Origin of the sequence: Methanobacterium sp. (assembly GCA_016222945.1) — an archaeon.
Classification (GTDB): Archaea; Methanobacteriota; Methanobacteria; order Methanobacteriales; family Methanobacteriaceae; genus Methanobacterium_D.
The window spans coordinates 26,316-45,613 of the sequence record JACRPY010000007.1 but is presented as its reverse complement, the minus strand read 5'-3'; the positions used below and the strand labels follow the sequence as shown (position 1 = coordinate 45,613).

Sequence of the window (19,298 nt, the reverse complement as noted above, 5' to 3'; positions counted from 1 at the left end):
TTTTAGATTTGAGCTTCCTTATACTCTTTAATAGCACCATATATCTCTGATTTAACGCCTTCGTAGGCATTTACAACCCCAGGACCTATGTGAATGATCGTATCTCCTTTATCTGCAATTTCCAATGCTTTTAAGACAGATTCCCGTATATTCAATGTTTGGTATGTTTTTATATTATTTGCTCCTTCAATCACTGTTTTAGCTGCATTTATATCAATTTCTTCTGTAGTTTCATTTTTGGCACTTGCAATAACCACATCAGCATATTCTCCAAGTATATTGCCTATTTTAAATTTATCCCTCACAGTAAGAGTGTCAGGATTATCTATAGTAATTATAAGTTTTCCTTCAAGTTTTAAACCATCTAAAAGGCGTTCCATAGCTTCAGGATTGTGGGCAGCATCTACAAATATGTCAACATCTTCGATTGTGTCAATTTTTTCAAATCTACCATTTACACCTGAAAAACGTTCTATTTTATCTTTTATGTAATCTACATCAAAATCTAAAACAAGATCTATAGCAAATGCTGCCATTGTATTTTCAATATTACAAGAACCTGGCACATTAAGCTTTATTCTAACCTCTACTGGGTCTCTATACTTTCTTTCAAAATCACTGCAGTCGCAGCATATCTTACCACAATTTCTGCAAATTACTGTAGGTATTCTGCCTGTTTTTATGGTAAATTCTGACCCATAAATCCCATTTAGGTTTATTTCCTTTGCTAAAATATCATATTTTACATTATGTTTGTGAGAATAAGTTCTACCTTCGTTTACAATAACTCTCGGTTCATCAAACCCATAATAAACCATTTCATGGTTGAATTTAGGAACTAACCTACTTATGATAGGATCATCGCCATTTGCGATTAAAATACCATGTTTATGTAGTAAATCTTTTATTGCTACATTTCTTTCCACATATTCCTCATATGTGTTGAATTCATCCATATGATCAGGAGTAAGGTTTGTTAAAGTACCTACACAGATTTCAAGACCATCCACCATCCTTATAGTGCCATGTGGAAGTTCAAAAACCGCAAAATCCTTAGTACCTGTCCCATTTTCTACTATAAAATCAACAAGGCCTTCAATAACAAGAGAATTCTCTAAAGAGGAGAAAAGTAAAGTATCATATTTATCGCTCAAAGTGTGGTTTGCTATGTTTGTAGTGGTAGTTTTACCATCTGTTCCTGCAATACCAATCATAGGCATATTTATAAGAGAATTAATCATTTTTCCAATATCTCTTGTACCTATCTCTTTTATTTCATAGTTTTCTTCACATTTATAAATAAATTCTCGAACTTCAGCATTTTTAGGAACACTCGGCGAAATAAAAACAACATCTGCCCACATTGCATGCTCATTTATATGGGCACCGAGTTCTACTGCAATTCCTTTCTTTTTTAATGTTTCAATCTTTCTCTGGGCCTTTTTAGGTAGTTCTTCAAACTCTTTAATATCAGAAATAATTACCTCATTGCCCAAATAATTTAGAAGATGTGCTGCTGGCCTCCCTGCATTTCCAACACCTATTACCAGTACTTTTTTATCTCTAATCACAATATCATCCTTTGCCAGCCGCTGCAATGTCTCTTGTATCTCTATAAGCTTTTCTTGACCATTTCCGCCTATGAACATGTTTTCATATTTTTCGCTGTATTCTATTGCAAAATCAATTATGTCTGCATTAGTTTCCATTATAAGGATATTTCCATCATAACCTTCACTTCTTAATTTTTCAAACGCGACATCAGTTGTATCTTCCAGTCCAGGGAATAACACAACCACCTTCGGATTGGCTTTAGAAACTTCTTTTAAAATCTCGTATCTGCATGTTTCACCTTCTCGCGGTGTGCCAATCATTATAACATCAAAGCTTAATTCATTTAAAACTGCTTCTGCTGCATCAATATTATCTGTTTTTCCAACTACTATGTTGCATCCCGAAAGAGTTATTGTTGTTGATCGTCCTTTAACACCTTCAAATTCCATTAAAGCGTTATTAATATCATTTTCTGAGATTTCTAAACATTGGGCTACTTTTTCAGCTGCTGCAGCATTTTGAAGGTTGAATTCACCAAACACTTTTAGATCTTTATGCCCATTTCCAAAAAAGAATGTTTCAGTAGAATAATCTTTAATTTTTGCTAAAAATTCATCTTTCTCATTTAATATGGCTGTTTTCCCTTCTACAAATTTACATACAGATTCATGGTAATTTTCAAGAGAATGGTGGTAATCCATGTGATCATGGCCTATATTGGTTACAACAACCAGATCAAAATCAAATGCATATGAACAAAAATCAAGGGTCATGTCACAAACTTCCACTATCAAAACATCGTATTTTTGTTTAGAAGTTTCTAATATGAGTTTTGTGTATCCTTCAAACCCGCCACCAGCATTTCCACCGGCAAGAACCTTTAAACCTGCTTTTTCAAGTATTTCTTTTATCATGAAACAGGTTGTTGTTTTACCATTTGTTCCAGTAACTCCTATTGTAAAAACAGATTTATGATCAGGTAAAACATCTGATAAGAACTTTTTATTCGATTTTATACCCTCAAAGAGTTTACTACCCCATAAACTAGGACTTAAAACAACCGCATCTGCAGAATCAATTTTATCAAAATCATGGTATCCTAAGTCAATATCTAAAGCATTATTATGTTTTAGTTCCACGTTTTCTTGCATATCAGAAGCATAAACTTTATATCCATAATTAATAAGGGATTTTACGGCATTTTTACCCTCTGTTCCCAATCCTACCACTGCAATCTTCATATTACCTACCGATATTCACAATCTTAAAGGTGATGTGACTCTTTTAAGGACTTTTAAAATAGATTTATACTATAGATATTTAACTGTAACGCTTGAATTTCCCCAATTCTAAAATTGGTATATTAACATATTAAAAATTTATAAATAAGAATCCATTTTTATTATTTAATCTAATCTGACAATATCTATAAATAATAAATTATCAATGTCCTTTTAATTAAAAGTCCAATTACTCCCTATTAATCTTTTTGTTATAGTATTATAATAACTTTTCTGATAACAATACTAATTCTAAATACAATTTAGCATTATGTAGTTAATTAATTTCTGTTCATTTAAAATTATGTATACTGCTTTTTTTATTTAATATAAATTTTCATATGATAATTTCTACAAAATCGCCAAAATAACTTCAAATTCATTTTTAAATTATAAAAATATGAATTAAACCATTATTCAAATATTACGACATTTAATCTGGTTAAAACTAGTTTAAAGCTCTTTTTGAAAACATCGAAATACTAAAGCATCAATTATATAACGGTGAATTAACAGATTATGTTTAAAAAATTAAATTAAGGAATTTAGAGTAGTTAGCTAAATAGCACTTAAAAAAGTGTTCATTACTAATTAAAGTTAATATCATGTCCAATATCTTAAATCAATAAAAATAATTCGACAAACAACAAAACCAAGGTGACATAATGAAAAATCTTTCCAAAGAAATAATAGAACGCATTGAAAACATTTCAAGGCCCGTTAAAATAATGCACGTTTGCGGATCCCATGAACACACCATAATGCAACACGGAATAAGATCATTAATTCCAAAGGAAGTGGAAGTAGTTGCAGGCCCAGGATGCCCTGTATGCTGTGTTCCATCAATAGAAATTGATGAATGCCTTTATCTTGCAAGAAAGGGCGTTACAATTGCAACATTTGGAGATATGTTAAGGGTTCCAGGAACAACAGGAACACTGGCAGATGCAAAGGCCGAAGGTGCTGATGTAAGAATAGTTTATGGAGTAAATAATGCCGTTGAAATAGCTCAAAAAATTGATAATGAAGTTATTTTTATGGCAGCCGGTTTTGAAACGACTGCTCCCACAACAGCCGCTGAAATAATCGCTGAGCCTCCAAAAAACTTGTCATTTTTATCCTGTCACCGTTTAATCCCGCCAGCATTGAAATTCTTAATTGAATCTGGAGAAGTAAATCTTAATGCACTTATAGAACCTGGTCATGTTTCAACTATAATAGGAACACGCCCATATGAAGAATTCTCTCAAAAATATGGTATCCCTCAAGTTGTAGCAGGATTTAATCCTTTTGATGTGCTTATTGCAATTTATATGATATTAAAACAGCTTGATGAAGGTAAAGCAGTTGTTCAAAATGAATATAAGCGAGCTGTGAAAGATGAGGGCAATGTTAAAGCTCAAAAACTCATGGAAGAAGTATTTTACATTAAAGACAAAGAATGGAGAGGTTTTCCAGAAATTCCAAACTCCACTTATGAAATAAGAGATGAATTTAGAGATGCCAATGCTCGGGAAAGATTTGATATTCAAGTAGAGCAGGGAGAAAAAGTTCCTACAGGGTGTATATGTGGCCCAATTTTAAGGGGTGTGGCAAGACCAGAAGAATGCGCCCTCTTTAAAACTAAATGCAATCCTATGAACCCTATTGGGGCATGTATGGTTAGTAAAGAAGGTACGTGCAATATCGCTTTTAGATATGGCTCTACATTCTAATCTTCTTTTTTTAACCTCAATTTACTCCTATTTTCATTTAAAGCAACTTATTTATTAAAAACCAATATTTAGATTAATTGGAGAAATAGATCAAATGAGAGCAGTAGCTGTAGATATAGATGGTACAATAACCGATCAAAATAGGAAGATATGCATAAATGCAATAGATGCTATTAGAAAAGCAGAAGATAATGGTTTTCATGTCATATTAGTGACCGGAAATATACTTTGCGCAGCGAAGATGGTGGAAGTGATGGTAGGTACCTCTGGTGGAATTGTAGGTGAAAATGGTGGAGTCATAAATACAAAGAAAAAAAGTCAAATTATTGGAAACATCAAAAAATGTTATCCTGCCTATGAATTTCTAAAATCAAAATATGAAATTGAAAAAACTGAATTTTCAGACCTTAGACTATCTGAAATTGCTATTAAACAGAAAATTAATGCAAAAACTGTAAAAGAAGCGGTTAAAGACTTCGATGTTAAGGTATATGACACTAAATTTGCAATACACATTACAGATCCTTCAGTTAATAAAGGAAAATCATTAAAAATTGTTGCAAAGGATATAGGGCTTAGTACTAATGAAATAATGGCTATTGGAGACAGTGAAAACGATCTTGAGTTTCTGGAAGTTGCAGGATTGAAAGTTGCTGTTGCAAACGCTGATATTGAACTTAAAAAGAATGCAGATTACATTAGTAAAACCCCATATGGTGATGGGGCTGCAGAGGCTATAAACAAATTTATTTTAAAATAATGAGAGGTTTTTAGATGATTAACACAGCAAAAGATGCATTGAACCTTGCTTCAGGAAAATCAGATTATGCTGAAGTCTATATAGAAAAAGAAAAAAGTATTGATGTAGATATTCAAAATAACGAAGTTAAATTTGCAAAAGAAGAATTTGTTTGTGGAATGAGCATAAGAGTGATTTTAAATGGTAAAATGGGATTTTCTTATACCACAAATTTAGATAAAATAAATGAAACAGTCCAAAATGCAATATTCAATGCTAAATCTAATGTTGCCGATGAAAACTTCACTTTTGCAATTGAATCTAAATATAATCATGTTAAAGGGATTTATGACAAAAAAATTGAAGTTATGGATATTGAAAGCTCCATAGACTTTGCAAAAACCATGATAAATGTGGTTGAAGAAGAAAAATGTGAACCAACCTCTGGAGGATTCTCTGCAGGGTTTGTGGAAAGTTTAATATTAAATTCAAATGGTGTAAACTGTAAAAACATAGGTACATCCTGTTCTGGGTTCATTGCAGTGAATGCTGAGGAAAATAGCGAAGTATCAACAGCTTATGAGGGAGATTCATCAAGATCTTTTGATATTAATCCAGAATGGATTGCAGACAATGCCTGTGAAATTGCAAAGAATTCATTGAATGGTAAACCTATAGAAACCAAAGATATGGACGTTTTACTTGATTATAGAGCAGCTTCAGGACTTCTTGGAACATTTGTAAATGCAGTAAATGCAGATAATGTGCAAAGAGGAAGATCTATTTATGCAAATGAAATAGGTAATGAAGTTGTTTCACCTTCTTTAAGTATCTATGACGATGGAACCTACGATGGAGGACTTAATTCATCAATAGGCGATGGTGAAGGAACTAAAAGTCAAAAAACAACTGTTATTAAAAATGGAACACTTAAAAACTTTATCTATGATTTATACACATCTAAAAAAGGAGATAGTGAAAGTACAGGTAATGGAATGCGATCTTCATTTGCAGATATGCCTGCAGTCGGTTTAAGTAATCTTATTCTTGAATTTGATGACTTAACCGAAATTTCCGATATTAAAAATGGGATAATTGTAACCGATGTTTTAGGTGCGCATACAGCCAATCCCATTTCAGGAGATTTCTCTGTTGAAGCAAATAACGCATTTAAAATAGAAAATGGTGAAATCAGTGAGCCAGTTAAAAAAGCAATGTTATCAGGGAATATATTCAAGGTTATGAAGAACATGTCTGGAGTTTCTAAAGAAACCAGACAGATGGGTCCTTTCATTATTCCGCGTATTTTAGCACGTGGTTTAAGAGTTGTTGGGTAAATAATCATTTATTTTAAATAAAAATCCTTTACTTTTTTTTTTTTTTTTAAAAAGCTTATTTTTAGCTAATTCATTTATTCATTCTATAAATGCTTAAATTCAAACTTAAAAAGTGTATATTAAAATGAAAAACAAAATTTATAATTGTTATGAGGAAAATTAGTCGCCTGAATGCTCTAAAATTTTTTGAAAATAAAGATTTGGCAAAAGAACTTTCTACATATTTTGAAATCATGTTAAATAAAAGACCTTCGAGGGTTAAAACTGCTTCCATGATAAATGCCAGAGAAAAAGATGATATTAATTCTCTTTGGAGAGAACATGAAACAATAAAGGCAGGATTTAAAAAAATATTTGATAAAAAGACATTTTACGGTGCCAAAAAGCCTGATTTTTCTTATATGGATTTAAAAATTAAAATTGCAGAGAAAATATTTGAAAACTGTTATTTTTGCGAAAGAAGATGCTATGTAAATAGAAATACAAATACTGGTTTTTGTGGAGTTTTAAATTCTAGAATTGCATCTGAATACCTGCATATCGGCGAAGAAGCTCCACTTGTGCCCAGCCACACCATATTTTTTGCAGGCTGCAATTTTAAATGCATTTACTGTCAGAACTTTGACATAAGCCAATTTCCAGAATCTGGAATTGAAATAAGCGAAAAATCATTATCCAAAATAATTGATAGACGAAGAAGAGAAGGTTCAAGGAATGTTAACTTCGTTGGTGGTGATCCCACACCTAATTTACCTTTTATTTTGAAAACAATGCATTTATGTAATGAAAATATTCCTGTTGTGTGGAATAGTAATTTTTACATGAGCAAAGAGTCTATGAAACTTTTAGATGGCTTTGTAGACCTTTATTTAACTGATTTTAAGTATGGCCCTTGCAGTTGTGCAGTAGAACTGTCTGGAGTGTCAGATTACTGGAATATTGTAACAAGAAATCATAAAATGGCAAAAAATGCATGTGATATGATCATTAGACATCTTGTGCTACCAAATCATGTTGAATGCTGCTCAAAACCTATTTTAAAGTGGATAAGAGATAATTTGGGAAAAGAAACAGTTGTTAATATTATGGGGCAATATAGGCCTGTTTATAAAGCTCAAGAATGCAAAGAAATCAGGGGATTTCCCAGTCATCAAGAAATTCAAGAAACCATAAATTATGCAAAAAGGTTAGGTTTATTAAATATTATATAACAATTGATAAATATGCCATGTGATAACTGTGGAGCGGAAATAGACAAAAAAGAGGAATATTGTCCAGAATGTGGAATGCAACTTTTTAGTCTAGCTTCGAAACCTAAAAAAAAGAGATACTACAACGATCCAGCCCCAGTTAGCCACAAAGATTCTTATTCTCATGATAAACCCCCAAAAAAGGATTATTACAGAGATCCAGAACCAGTTCGTTATAATGATTCTTTCCATGATAAACCATTAAAAAAGAAATATTATGAAAATCCAGACCATGAATACTACGAAGACTCTCCTTTTCAAGAGGAATATGGATACGAAGACCAATATTTAGATGAAAAGGAAGAATATGTTGAAAAAGATAGATCATGGTTTAGAACAAGCCATATGCTTCTTTTGTTATTTATAGCGTTGTTACTCGGATTTTTGGTGGGCCTAATAATGTTTTCCACGGATACTCAGTTGATTCCTCAAATACCAACGCTTCATAACTAACCTAACTAATATTTACGCCTAATAACAATTCGAAATGGAGAATTCACCATTAATAACTCTTTTTTTAAGTTCTTCTGCTAATTCACGTGCTCTTTTGATATCTGACTGACGGCAGATAATAGGTATATCCATAATCTCATTTTCAGTTTTAAAATGAATTTTTCCACTTTTCATTTCAAATGCATTGTGTGGACATGAATATGCACACATTCCACAGCCAAAGCACATTTTTGTATTTAGTGTATCGCCGTAGGCCCCTGTAGGACATCTTTCACGAACAATACATTGTTCACAGTTCATACAATTTTCTAAAATATATACTGGCCTTTCATCCACACCATCCCATACAGATGCATAATCTGTTACACCTAAAGGCAAGTGTCTCCCTTTTATATCAGCAATAGGAAGTTGAATATCCTTATTTTGAATATATGTATTTTTAAGTATTTCTTCATTTAAAACAGGGATTGCTGCAGCTACACTGTTAAAAACTTCTGGTCCTGCAGCCGTTTTAAATCCTCCAATGAAATGCGGATCCATATCATACATATCTGCAGATATCATTAAGTTTGGCTTTTGGGGAGCGCTTCTAGTTCCGTTTCCAATAATTATTCCTTCAGAACCGCACATTAGCACTTTTGTCCCTGTTTTTATGGTATTCATCACTGGATCGTTTTGAAGTGGGTTTAATTCGCCGCATCCTGAAAATGAAAGTCCTTTATATGGTCCTTCCATTTCTATTGCATGAAATATAGATGCAACTGGCTCATTGGTAGGATTAATGAATGCTGTATAATTTTTAAAGGCTAATCTGGTTCCAATCATTCGTGCTGTAGCAAAATCATCTATGTTTACTGTTGATTTTATTTTTTCACCATTTATGGACTCTACCTCAACATCTATATCTTTTCCAGAAATAATGTCCTTAAATAAGAATCCTCCACCATAATTTTCATCATAAATGCTGTGTGAAGTTCCATAAGCTATCATGTCTACTGATCCCAGCCATTCATTTGGACATGGCCCCGGAAATCCTGGAACACCATTTAATAATATTTTTTTTGCTTTTTTAAATGATCCTGGTTCCCCTGCTTTTACATGGAATATTGCAGCTGTTCCAGACATTATTCCACATGTTCCTGTGGTTATAACATCGATATCTTCTGCTTTTGGCTCTTCCCCCCCTCTAACAAGGTTACTAACTTCTTCTGCAGTCAGTACTGTTGCTTCTCCTCGTTTAATCTTTTGGTTTATCTCTTCAATACTGCGAATATTCAAAAAATTCCTCCATATTGATAACTAATTATAAACATATAACAATAGTTATATAACATAATTTCTATATTTTTATTTCATTTATATCTTATTTATTTTTTACATAAAAAATGTAAAATAGAATGAAAATTAAAAAATAGTTAAAATTAGATTATTTAATTAAAAAAGAAAAGTTTAAAAAATTATTTTTTATTTAAGTTTGTTCTTAAGCCTTCCATTACCCAGTAATAGCATAACAATTTCTCTTCTGGTGTTTTAGATTCATTTACTTTTCTAGTCAGTTTTGGAACATCGTCATCCACTAAAAAACACATTCTATGAATGAACACATTTCCTCCAACATTACTCAGATATTCTTCTGCTAGACTTGGAGCCTCTTTCATCCAAATTCTTAAGTTTCTAATTGTTTTTAAGGCATCATTTATGGTTTCACTCGCTTTAGAGCCTTTATCAGTTAACTTAAGATCAGTACCTTTGAAATTCTGTCCTTCTTCAAAGTAACCCTGTCCTGCAAGGTATTTTATACCATCTTCCCTGAACTTAGCCCCTATCCTATCATCGTCCATTATAATTTTCATATCTTTCAATTCAATACCTTTACCTTCCACATATTCCACCATTTTCCTTTCATGAGGCTTAAGATCTAAATTTTCCAGATTTTCACCCTTTTTAAGTATTACTTTCTCTTCAATATCCATTTTTTTACTGATAAATCCTTTTTTCTTCGCTTTTACTTGCAAATAGGAAGTTAAAGCACCTCGAATAATCATATCCAGTAATGTATAAATCATCATGAATTCCCCAATATCATCCTTATCATGATAATGGTAAAGTCTTATCACATAAGATTCAGCAGGAGTCAGGTTTAATGATTTTAATTCCGCAGTTAACTCTTCAATTTCTGGAATTGGGTCGGTTTTTTGATATTGGAGATCATATTCAATTTTTCCTATAGCCCAGTTTGCTTGTGCCCTTTGAATTGGGTACTTATCTTTAGATTCTTTTTTTAGTATTTGAAGTGATTCTGCATCACCAATATATCCTAAAACATGTGCAGCCCATCTTTTAGTCATTACTCCCTCGATTGTTTTCTCTTTTTTCTTTAAAACATCGATTAATGGTTCAATTACATCGCTACTACCAATTTCACCAAGTGCATAAACAATCCATTTTCTGATATTGCCCACGTCCTCTTTTTTTAGCGCTTCTTTAAGATAAGGAACTGAGTTTGAATCTTTAACTCCTCCAAGAGCATATGCTGCACCCCATCGAACCAGAATATTTTCACTATTTAAAGCCTCGTGAAGCAGTCCAATTTGACTTTTTCCAACAAATCCAAGGGCTTCAGCAGATTTATACCTAACTTCCCAATCAGAATCTTCAAGTAACTTGATTAGACCGCCTATATCTTCAGAATTTTTCATTTCATCGACTTTTGACAAACTCATGATACCCCTCCAATCAACTAATATTATGTTAATAGTTACTCATTAAAAGGTATTTTGAAATAATTTGCCATCAATTATAAAATTACAAAAAAATAATTATTTGAAATTAGATCCTTCAATTAAAGTAAAAATTAAAAAGGAATTAAAGGCATTATTATTTAATAAAAATCAAAAAAATGAATATTTATAAAAATGGCAGAATATCTAATTGTTTGATATACCATAATACTTTCTAAATGCTCCAGCTGCAAACCATATTATAAGCGCTGCTACAAGTCCATATTTAAAGTCATAGAACCATATTCCTCCTAACAGAAGTAAAAGTCCTACAAAACCCAAAACATACAATATAAGATCTGCTTGTTTATTTTCCATATTATTATCTCCTTTTGAAAGTTTTAATTAATTTTAAATAAATCCATTAATATTTATTTTAATATCTTTTTAGATATAATTTTTATGGAAAATATTAATCTTAATAGCATTATTTAATTAAAAATATGTTATAAAATGTTTTAAATTAAAAAATTAGTATTTAAATATTGTTTAATCTACTTTAATTTATTAAAAGCAAATGAAAGAGCTTCACGCATTTTCTCGGTTTTAGGACCTGCACCTTGGGCAAGATTAGGTCTTCCGCCGCCGCCGCCGCCAAGAATTCCTGAAGCTTCTCGGATTATTTCATTTATTTTAACACCTGATTCAATTGCCTTTTTAGAAGAAGTTCCCACAATTTTACCTTCTAAATTGCCTAAAAGAACTACATCAAATTCTCCATCATCATCAGTCAAATCTAAAGCCATTTTTTGCATTTCACCCAGGTCTGCATCAATCATGTCCTCTAAAACCTTTAAATCACCAATAGTTTCGGCTTTACCCACCAAAGTTTTCATCTTTAATTCAGCCATCTCGCCTTTAAGCCTGTTTATTTCATTTTTAAATGATTTCCATTCACTAAAGAATCTATCACAGGTTTTTGGGAGTTGTTCCGCTGTAACTTTAAATATATTTGAACTTTCACTTAAAATAGAGTCATTACGTTGAACTGCTTCAATTGCAGCAACACCAGCTGAAAATTCAATTCTTTCCACCCCGTCCTGGATTCTTTCAGTCTTTGTAATCTTGATAAGTCCTATATCTCCAGTCATTGCACAGTGTGTTCCTGCACAAGCCTGTACATCAACATCATCAATTTTAACTGTCCTGATTGACATTCCAGGGACAACTCCACCCTGATAAAGGATAAATCCATAATTTTTCTCTGCATCATCTCTGGCCATCCAGTTTGTAAGCACAGGACGGTTTTCCATGACAGTTTTATTAGCAATTAATTCAATTTCCCGTAATTCCCCTGGTTTTATCCGTTTGTAATGAGAAATATCAATTCTTGACTTTTTAACACCTTTTTGAGCTCCAGCCTGCCATACATGGTCCCCTAATACTTTTCTTGCGGCTGCAATGATTAGATGCGTTGCAGTATGGTTTCTTGTTAATGCCTTTCTCCTTTCAATATCAATATGGCCTTTAATTGTCTGGCCTTTGTATGGATGCACTTTTTCAATATCTGCTTCATTTACCTTGTGCAAAACAATGTTATCTATTTTTTCTGCGTGCATAACCCTTATCTTTTCATCACGAACCTCTAAATATCCAATATCTGACGGTTGTCCTCCACCTTCAGGATAAAAGATTGTCTTGTCCAATATTACATTATTTTCATAAGTTCCAAGCACATGGGCTTCAAATTCTGTATCAAATGGTTTTTCATAGAATAATAAATCTGTTGGAGGGAAATCAAGCTTAATTTCCTCTTTTTCCTCTTGAACTTCTTCTGAATGTTCATTTGCAACTAAAGTGTAAAAATTATCAGGAACATTTGCATTAAATTTATTTTCAGCTGCAATCTCATTTATGGTTTCAGGCGGGATTCCATGGGAATCATAAAGTGTTATAAGTGTTTCAAGAGGTATTTCATCTTTATTTTCTTTTTTAAGATGTTTTATTGTCTTTTTAACAAGTTGTCTTCCCTTAGAAACTGTTTTATCGTATCTTTTATCTTCTAAATTGATAATATTAATTATATGATCTTGATATTGCTTGATTTCAGGATATGTCTTTGAAAGGAAGTCAAGCTGTATTTTCATTATATCTTCAAGGGATTCTGTTAATCCAAGGTCTTTAATGAACCTTATTGTTCTTCTTAAAACAAGTCTTGCCAGATATCCTTCTTTAACGTTTGATGGAATTACACCATCAGCAAGCATAAATGCTAAACAACGTGTATGGTCTGCAATAACATATATTGCTTCCATAGGTTTTGTAACTTCTTCCAGCTCATCTAACGATATATTAAGTCTTTCAGCAACCCTTTTTCTTAATGCTCTAAGGTCTGCGAATGTTTCAATATCCATCATCCCTGCAACTTGAGCATTTTCAGCTAAAATCTTTTCATCAACTTCAACACCAGATAATTCCTTTAATTTTTGAATTACAGGACCAAATGATGCATCGTAAGCTGTGGGAGTTCCTTGTGATATCCATGCGAATCTTTCAAGCCCGTATCCAGTGTCTACAATTGTAAGTGGAATTTCTTCATACTTTCCACCAGGTAACGTTTTGTATTTTATAAAAACAAGTGTTGCAAGTTCTACACCTCTAACACAAATTTCATAGCAGGGGCCTGCGTTTCCTCCGCCTTCCCACCATGATTCAATGTAAGTTATCTCCCCAGGGTTAATTCCAATGTGTTTAATAAAATCGTGACAGTATTTTATGGTTTCTTCTTCCCAGTAAATCTGTTCTTCTTGGGAATTAAACGCGTGATGGCCACCCATGGTAAAACAAGTCATATGTCTGCCAGTCCTTCCGACATTATCCACATCATTAAGTCTAATTGAGGGTTGAGCTACAACTAACGGATTTGCAGGAGGATCTACCGCTCCTGATGTAACCCATGGTTGAAAATCGTAGATTGATGCTCCTACTAAAAAAACATCGTCTCTCCATCGCTTTGCAAGAACGGGGTACCTTTTAATTGGTGTGTGGCCGTTTTTCTCGAAAAATTCCATGAAAGTTTTTTGAATCTGGTATAAGTCGTATTTTTTACTTGTCGCAGGATTCCCAATGAATTCATATTCATCACAGGGCGCATCTCCACAAGTAGTTCTATCTCCAATAGACCAGAAATCATTTCCACATGTAATACATGTTTTTTTTGTAAATCCAAGTTCTTCAAGCTGGCGAGACATGATAATCATTGATAAAAGTTATTAAATTTCAAAATAGTGCAATTAAAATAAAAAAAATAAAATAAAGCCAATTTCTTGGCTTTGAAGTTTTGGAATTATCCAAAGAGAGCGCCGAGACCTGCTGCGGCTTCTTCTTCTTTTTCTTCCTCTTCTTCTTCCTCTTCTTCCTCTTCAGCTGCTGCTTCTGCTGGAGCTGCTGCGCCTGCTGCTGGAGCTGCTGCCGCTACTGCGGTTTTCTCCATTGCTTCTTCAATATCCACATCTTCGAGTGCTGCGATTAATGCTTTAACTCTTGCGTCGTCTGCTTCTGCTCCTGCTGCTTCGAGAACCTTTTTAACATTTTCTTCGTTAATTTCCTGACTTGTTGTGTGCAATAACATTGCTGCGTATATATATTCCATATGATCACCTCAAAATTTACAATTTTTGTGGCCGCCGAACACTTGTGTTCGGGCATTCGAAAATTTAAAAAATTTTCGAAAGTTCGGAAAATCTTCGATTTTCCTCAACCTCAAATTTTAAAAACTTTCAATAAAAATTTAGCCAAACAAGGCGCCTAACCCTGCTGCCGCATCTTCTTCTTTTTCTTCTTCCTCTTCTTCGTCTTCAGTATCTTCTTCTTTTTCTTCTTTAACTTCAACAGCCTTATGGCTTGATTTCAGCTTTTCTAGAAGTTCATCATCAATTGCTTCTTCGTTAATGTTTGATAAATCAGATGCTAATACTAACATCTGTGAGTAAGCCTTGGATAACAGTAAATCTGTTGTTTTTGATGTGAGTATTTCAGCATTTAATGCTAAATTCATTGACTTGGCCACAGCATTCTGTATTATAAGCGGCATAGCCTCTTTAGTGTATATAGAAGCGTTTACTGACAAATTCAATCCCTGTGAAAATGCTTTCTGTATATCAGACAGCGTCTTCTCTTGGTCAATTGTTAAAATATCAGATGTGTATATTGCTTCATCTTCATAAGCTGCTACTAAATCAATTCCAACTTCCATTGGCTGGATTTCAAGTCTGGTAAGAATACCTGCCACATCTCGAGGAACTGGATCCCCTTCAGCAACAATTACCTTATCTTTGGTTATGACAATTTTTCCTTTATCTATTTTAGCAGGAATGCCGACTTTTTGAAGTTCTCCAAGAATAGGACCTGGATTAAAAGCAGTGTCACCCTTAGGTACCACAATATCTGTAGGAGCTATACTTCCAGCTTTTGCTGGTGCGACTGTTTTACTATCTTCAAGGATTTTATAGAGTTTAAATGGATTCATATTTGTGAAAATCAATGCTGGTTGACCTTCCATATGTTCCTTAAGATCATCTATGTTGTTCTTTTCAGATTCGTTTAAAGCCAGTGTCATTAATGTCTTTCTAGACATTTTTATGGTTGTAGTGTCTTTTAAATTTTGTCTCATTTTCTGGAGCTGAGGGGCTGGTATATCTGCCAAGTTAGCCATACCCACTACACTGTGACTTTTTATAAGTTCCTTGAGGTCATTTACCTCTTCTTTCTTCCAATCAGCAACATGAGCCATTAGATCACCCTCGCTACTGGACCCATGGTTGTTTTAATATACATGGATTTTACTTGGTTTCTTCCTTTCTCCAGTTTTCGGTCTAATATTCCAAGCACAGCTTCCACATTATCTGCAATTGCTTCATCGTCCATATCTTGTGAACCCACAATTGCCTGGATAACTGGCTGATCCTTTATTCTTACTTTTACGGTACTGGTAAGTCTTTCCAATATTGGATCTGGTTTAGCAGTAGCTGGAACTGGTTTCGGCATCTTTTTTCGAGGTCCAAGAACTGGCCCTAAAAATCTACCAACTTGCGGCATCATATCTGCCTGTGCAACAAAAAATGTGTACTGGTTGGCCATTTTTTTGGCTTCTTTCCTGTTTTTTCCAAGGTCTTCTAAATCTGCCTTAGAAATTACAATATCTGCACCTGAATTTTTTGCTTGAACTTCAAGTTCACCGTCTGCTATAAAGGCAATTTTCACGCCTTTACCACGTCCATTTGGAAGGAATACTTCTTCATCTATTCTGTTTTCTGGTTTTTTCACGTCTAAATCTTTGATGTTAATTACAACATCGATAGACTGTGTGAAGTTTCTCGGCTTAGATTCCTCTTTTGCCTTCTTCACTGCTTCCAAAATCTCTTGTTTCATCAAATTCCTCCATGAACTTTCTTGATAAAAAGCTCACAATTATTGGTTATTTAACCAAATGGATTGGTTTTTCGACTTTTAAATTATTTAATAAAATTTACTGTAATTGATCGTCATAAATACCTTCATCGATTTCTTTTTGAACCACTTTAGGATCTTTTCCGTCCACGGTAAGCCCCATACTCACACATGTACCAATAACTTCCTTAGTAGCCATTTTGTAATCGTTTGAAAGTAATGAATCAAATTTCATCCGGGCTATTTTCTTAGCTTGATCTATAGATAGATCAGCAACTTTGTCCAATCCCGGATCTTGGGAACCTTTTTCAATATTTAGTTCATCTAATATAAGTGCAGTTGTTGGAGGTGTACCTACTTCCACTTCAAATTCTTTTGTCCCCACATCTACGATGACTTTTACTGGAACTTTGATTCCTGCAAAATCTGAAGTTTTGCTGTTTATCTGCTCTACAACTTGCATCATGTTAATACCAAGCGGTCCTATTGCAGGGCCTAATGGTGGTCCTGGTGTTGCTTTTCCGCCTTCAATGAGAATTTCTACTGTCTCTTTTGCCATTAATCTGCCTCCTTCTGTATCAATCTAATTTGGTCACCTTTGACCGTAACTGGAATTGGAATAGCAGCTTCAATAAGTTCTAAAACTACTTCTTCCTTTGATTCATCTATTCTAACTACTTTAGCCCTTTCACCTTTAAAAGGACCAGATACAAGTTCTACAATGCTTCCTTTTTTAACAGAAGCTATTATAGGCTCTGGATTTAAAAAGCTTTTTATCTCTTCAAAGGTTATTTCACCTTCAACTGATCCTCGTAGGTTTGGAACTTTAAAAGCAGGATCTTGCATGTCTATTTTAGATGATGTTTCTACTAAAATGTAACCTCTTAGATTATCTGGAACAAGTATTGAATTTACTTCAATATCACTGCTTCTGACATTTCTTGCAAGCAATCTTGCAACGTTTTTTTCCTGTCCTACAAGTGTTCTTAATGCATATATCAAATTATCACTTACCTAAATCATTTGGGCTAAATTAAAGCGGTAAATTGGTTAAAATTACACGTTACCTATCAATTGGGCTATTAAACTTATTATAAATCCGATTACACCGATTATAATAATTCCAATTCCCGTAATTTTTGCTACATTTAAAAATTCTTCTCTATCGGGTTTTTTAGATACATGCAGTACTCTTCTGCACTGTCTAATAAATTTGGCGGTAGATTCCTTATTTAAACTCATAAAAATGCCTACTTAAATTCATTGAAGAATAAGTTATTAAATTAGAGAATAATGTATTTGATAATTATTCTATATAAATGATATTAGTTTATTTTCTTTATGAATTTATAAACCTTTTCATTTTTATAGATAACTAAAACTAGTCAAGATAGAGAAAATCATTGGTGTTTCTATCATAAAGTATTTATATGATTACAAAACACCATCTATAAACTCTTCTAAAGCTGATTCTGGAATTGAATCTTTGCTTTCCTCTTCCATGTACTCACGTTCGGCAGGTTCGCCAAATATGTGAGGAGACTTCACTCCGGCAACTACAAGAGTTGTCCTGATTATGTTTTGGAGATCTTCTTGTATTTGTGTACCCCAAATTATGTTTGCCTCTGGATCGAGTTCATCAGCTACAATTTGAACAATCTTTTCTGCTTCATGCAATGTTAAATCTGAGCTTCCAGATATGTTAATTAGCGCGCCTTTAGCGTTTGAAATGTCCAAGTCAAGTAATGGACTGCTTAATGCTTCGTGAACTGATTCAATTGCTCGGTCACCAGATTCAGATTCACCCATACCGATCATTGCCATTCCAGATTCTTTCATTATGCTTTTAATATCTGCAAAATCAAGAGCCACAAGACCTGGTTTGGTTATAAGTTCAGTTATACCTTTAACTGCTCTGCCTAAAAGTTCATCTGTCACCATGAAAGCTTTGTTTATAGGTAGATTAGGCGCAACTTCCAGTAATTTGTCATTAGGTATGACTATTACTGTATCTGCGTTATTTTGAAGTTTATCCAATCCTTTCTCAGCATTTTCCCGTCTTCGAAGTCCTTCAGCACTGAAAGGCATTGTAGCTACTGCGATTGTTAATGCTCCAATCTTTTTGGCCAGACTAGCGATTACAGGAGCAGAACCTGTTCCTGTACCTCCTCCAAGCCCACATGTTACAAATACCATGTCAGCTCCTTCTAACCTTTCTTTTATCTGTTCTTCACTTTCTTCAGCGCTTTCTTCGCCTATTTCAGGTATTCCTCCAGCCCCTAATCCTCCGCAAGTTGCCTTGCCGATTAATAGTTTCTGATGGGAATTTGAGTAGAAAAGATCCTGTGCATCTGTATTGACCGAAACTGTGTCTGCACCTTCAATTCCTATTTCCATAAGCCTTGAAACTGTGTTATTTCCAGCCCCTCCAGTTCCAACGACGAATATTTTGGCCCTGCTTTTTTCTATGATATCTTTAAGGTCATTGTTAATATCTGATGCATCAAGGTTGTTCTGGATATCAGTTGGTCTTCTCTCTCTTTTTGCTTCTGATTCTTTTAATGTATTATTTATAAGAGATTTCAATTACTACCCCCACAGCCAATGTTGTTAAATTTAATTGTGGTATTGTAAGAACTTATATTTAAAAGCAGCGGTTAAATTATTGATAATTTACAATCTTGCAAACAATTTTTTAGTTTTATTAAGATATCTCCACCACATAATTGCCGATAATTACTTAAATGAATAATGTATCTTAGTCCCTAATTCGCCGAATAACATCCCATTAGCTCCATATAT

17 protein-coding genes are annotated in these 19,298 nt (G+C 33.6%); 5 read left to right on the top strand and 12 right to left on the bottom strand.

The features are described 5' to 3' along the window. Nucleotides 1–2: 2 nt before the first annotated feature. Nucleotides 3–2,795 (bottom strand): hypothetical protein, encoded by a 2,793-nt coding sequence (locus tag HZC47_11350; protein ID MBI5681479.1) that lies wholly within the window; start codon nucleotides 2,793–2,795, stop codon nucleotides 3–5. A 704-nt stretch (nucleotides 2,796–3,499) separates the two neighbouring features. Between HZC47_11350 and hypD the strand changes: the two genes are divergently transcribed. From hypD to HZC47_11325, 5 genes are all read left to right on the top strand, one after another. Further along, nucleotides 3,500–4,549, top strand: a complete 1,050-nt coding sequence (hypD, locus tag HZC47_11345) for a hydrogenase formation protein HypD (protein ID MBI5681478.1) — start codon at nucleotides 3,500–3,502, stop codon at nucleotides 4,547–4,549. A gap of 94 nt (nucleotides 4,550–4,643) precedes the next feature. Beyond that, nucleotides 4,644–5,309, top strand: coding sequence for a phosphoglycolate phosphatase (locus tag HZC47_11340; GenBank protein MBI5681477.1), 666 nt, complete (start codon nucleotides 4,644–4,646; stop codon nucleotides 5,307–5,309). A 14-nt stretch (nucleotides 5,310–5,323) separates the two neighbouring features. Next, on the top strand, nucleotides 5,324–6,625 hold the full coding sequence (locus HZC47_11335; GenBank protein MBI5681476.1) for a TldD/PmbA family protein: 1,302 nt from the start codon (nucleotides 5,324–5,326) through the stop codon (nucleotides 6,623–6,625). 233 nt (nucleotides 6,626–6,858) lie between these two features. After that, on the top strand, nucleotides 6,859–7,836 hold the full coding sequence (locus HZC47_11330; GenBank protein MBI5681475.1) for a radical SAM protein: 978 nt from the start codon (nucleotides 6,859–6,861) through the stop codon (nucleotides 7,834–7,836). Nucleotides 7,837–7,848: 12 nt separating this feature from the next. Beyond that, the gene (locus tag HZC47_11325; protein ID MBI5681474.1) at nucleotides 7,849–8,328 is read left to right on the top strand and encodes a zinc ribbon domain-containing protein; all 480 of its coding nucleotides are present in this window, start codon (nucleotides 7,849–7,851) and stop codon (nucleotides 8,326–8,328) included. An 18-nt stretch (nucleotides 8,329–8,346) separates the two neighbouring features. Here the strand turns inward: HZC47_11325 and HZC47_11320 are convergent, their stop codons facing one another. The 11 genes from HZC47_11320 to ftsZ form a co-directional block, all read right to left on the bottom strand. Then, nucleotides 8,347–9,606: a methanogenesis marker 16 metalloprotein gene (locus tag HZC47_11320; GenBank protein MBI5681473.1), complete on the bottom strand. Its 1,260-nt coding sequence runs from the start codon at nucleotides 9,604–9,606 to the stop codon at nucleotides 8,347–8,349. Nucleotides 9,607–9,785: 179 nt separating this feature from the next. Beyond that, a complete protein-coding gene (locus HZC47_11315; protein ID MBI5681472.1) occupies nucleotides 9,786–11,051 on the bottom strand; it encodes a HEAT repeat domain-containing protein in 1,266 nt (421 codons plus the stop codon). 204 nt (nucleotides 11,052–11,255) lie between these two features. Then, nucleotides 11,256–11,426: a hypothetical protein gene (locus tag HZC47_11310; protein MBI5681471.1), complete on the bottom strand. Its 171-nt coding sequence runs from the start codon at nucleotides 11,424–11,426 to the stop codon at nucleotides 11,256–11,258. 176 nt (nucleotides 11,427–11,602) lie between these two features. Next, nucleotides 11,603–14,299, bottom strand: coding sequence for an alanine--tRNA ligase (alaS, locus tag HZC47_11305; GenBank protein ID MBI5681470.1), 2,697 nt, complete (start codon nucleotides 14,297–14,299; stop codon nucleotides 11,603–11,605). Between the two features lie 95 nt (nucleotides 14,300–14,394). After that, complete coding sequence (gene rpl12p, locus HZC47_11300) at nucleotides 14,395–14,700, bottom strand: 50S ribosomal protein P1 (protein MBI5681469.1); 306 nt, start codon at nucleotides 14,698–14,700, stop codon at nucleotides 14,395–14,397. 138 nt (nucleotides 14,701–14,838) lie between these two features. Beyond that, entirely contained in the window at nucleotides 14,839–15,840 is a 1,002-nt protein-coding gene (locus HZC47_11295; GenBank protein MBI5681468.1) for a 50S ribosomal protein L10, read from the bottom strand. Then, nucleotides 15,840–16,478 (bottom strand): 50S ribosomal protein L1, encoded by a 639-nt coding sequence (locus HZC47_11290; protein ID MBI5681467.1) that lies wholly within the window; start codon nucleotides 16,476–16,478, stop codon nucleotides 15,840–15,842. Before HZC47_11290 ends, HZC47_11295 begins: the two co-directional genes overlap by 1 nt. Nucleotides 16,479–16,575: 97 nt before the next feature. Continuing rightward, nucleotides 16,576–17,055 (bottom strand): 50S ribosomal protein L11, encoded by a 480-nt coding sequence (locus HZC47_11285; protein MBI5681466.1) that lies wholly within the window; start codon nucleotides 17,053–17,055, stop codon nucleotides 16,576–16,578. Further along, nucleotides 17,055–17,498 carry a transcription elongation factor Spt5 gene (locus HZC47_11280; protein MBI5681465.1) on the bottom strand — a complete coding sequence of 148 codons (444 nt, stop codon included), beginning with the start codon at nucleotides 17,496–17,498 and terminating at the stop codon, nucleotides 17,055–17,057. The genes HZC47_11285 and HZC47_11280 overlap by 1 nt, the downstream gene beginning before the upstream one ends. A 54-nt stretch (nucleotides 17,499–17,552) precedes the next feature. Further along, nucleotides 17,553–17,738, bottom strand: a complete 186-nt coding sequence (locus HZC47_11275) for a protein translocase SEC61 complex subunit gamma (protein MBI5681464.1) — start codon at nucleotides 17,736–17,738, stop codon at nucleotides 17,553–17,555. Between the two features lie 192 nt (nucleotides 17,739–17,930). Further along, nucleotides 17,931–19,082, bottom strand: a complete 1,152-nt coding sequence (ftsZ, locus tag HZC47_11270) for a cell division protein FtsZ (protein ID MBI5681463.1) — start codon at nucleotides 19,080–19,082, stop codon at nucleotides 17,931–17,933. Between the last annotated feature and the right edge of the window lie 216 nt (nucleotides 19,083–19,298).

Excerpts from the sequence above, each read along its gene's own strand:
- HZC47_11310 (MBI5681471.1), bottom strand. The coding sequence starts at position 11,426 with ATGGAAAATAAACAAGCAGATCTTATATTGTATGTTTTGGGTTTTGTA.
- HZC47_11340 (MBI5681477.1), top strand. The coding sequence starts at position 4,644 with ATGAGAGCAGTAGCTGTAGATATAGATGGTACAATAACCGATCAAAAT.
- hypD (MBI5681478.1), top strand. The coding sequence starts at position 3,500 with ATGAAAAATCTTTCCAAAGAAATAATAGAACGCATTGAAAACATTTCA.
- HZC47_11325 (MBI5681474.1), top strand. The coding sequence starts at position 7,849 with ATGCCATGTGATAACTGTGGAGCGGAAATAGACAAAAAAGAGGAATAT.
- HZC47_11285 (MBI5681466.1), bottom strand. The coding sequence starts at position 17,055 with ATGGCAAAAGAGACAGTAGAAATTCTCATTGAAGGCGGAAAAGCAACA.
- HZC47_11330 (MBI5681475.1), top strand. The coding sequence starts at position 6,859 with ATGTTAAATAAAAGACCTTCGAGGGTTAAAACTGCTTCCATGATAAAT.
- HZC47_11290 (MBI5681467.1), bottom strand. The coding sequence starts at position 16,478 with ATGAAACAAGAGATTTTGGAAGCAGTGAAGAAGGCAAAAGAGGAATCT.
- HZC47_11315 (MBI5681472.1), bottom strand. The coding sequence starts at position 11,051 with ATGAGTTTGTCAAAAGTCGATGAAATGAAAAATTCTGAAGATATAGGC.
- HZC47_11275 (MBI5681464.1), bottom strand. The coding sequence starts at position 17,738 with ATGAGTTTAAATAAGGAATCTACCGCCAAATTTATTAGACAGTGCAGA.
- HZC47_11295 (MBI5681468.1), bottom strand. The coding sequence starts at position 15,840 with ATGGCTCATGTTGCTGATTGGAAGAAAGAAGAGGTAAATGACCTCAAG.
- HZC47_11350 (MBI5681479.1), bottom strand. The coding sequence starts at position 2,795 with ATGAAGATTGCAGTGGTAGGATTGGGAACAGAGGGTAAAAATGCCGTA.
- HZC47_11335 (MBI5681476.1), top strand. The coding sequence starts at position 5,324 with ATGATTAACACAGCAAAAGATGCATTGAACCTTGCTTCAGGAAAATCA.
- alaS (MBI5681470.1), bottom strand. The coding sequence starts at position 14,299 with ATGTCTCGCCAGCTTGAAGAACTTGGATTTACAAAAAAAACATGTATT.
- rpl12p (MBI5681469.1), bottom strand. The coding sequence starts at position 14,700 with ATGGAATATATATACGCAGCAATGTTATTGCACACAACAAGTCAGGAA.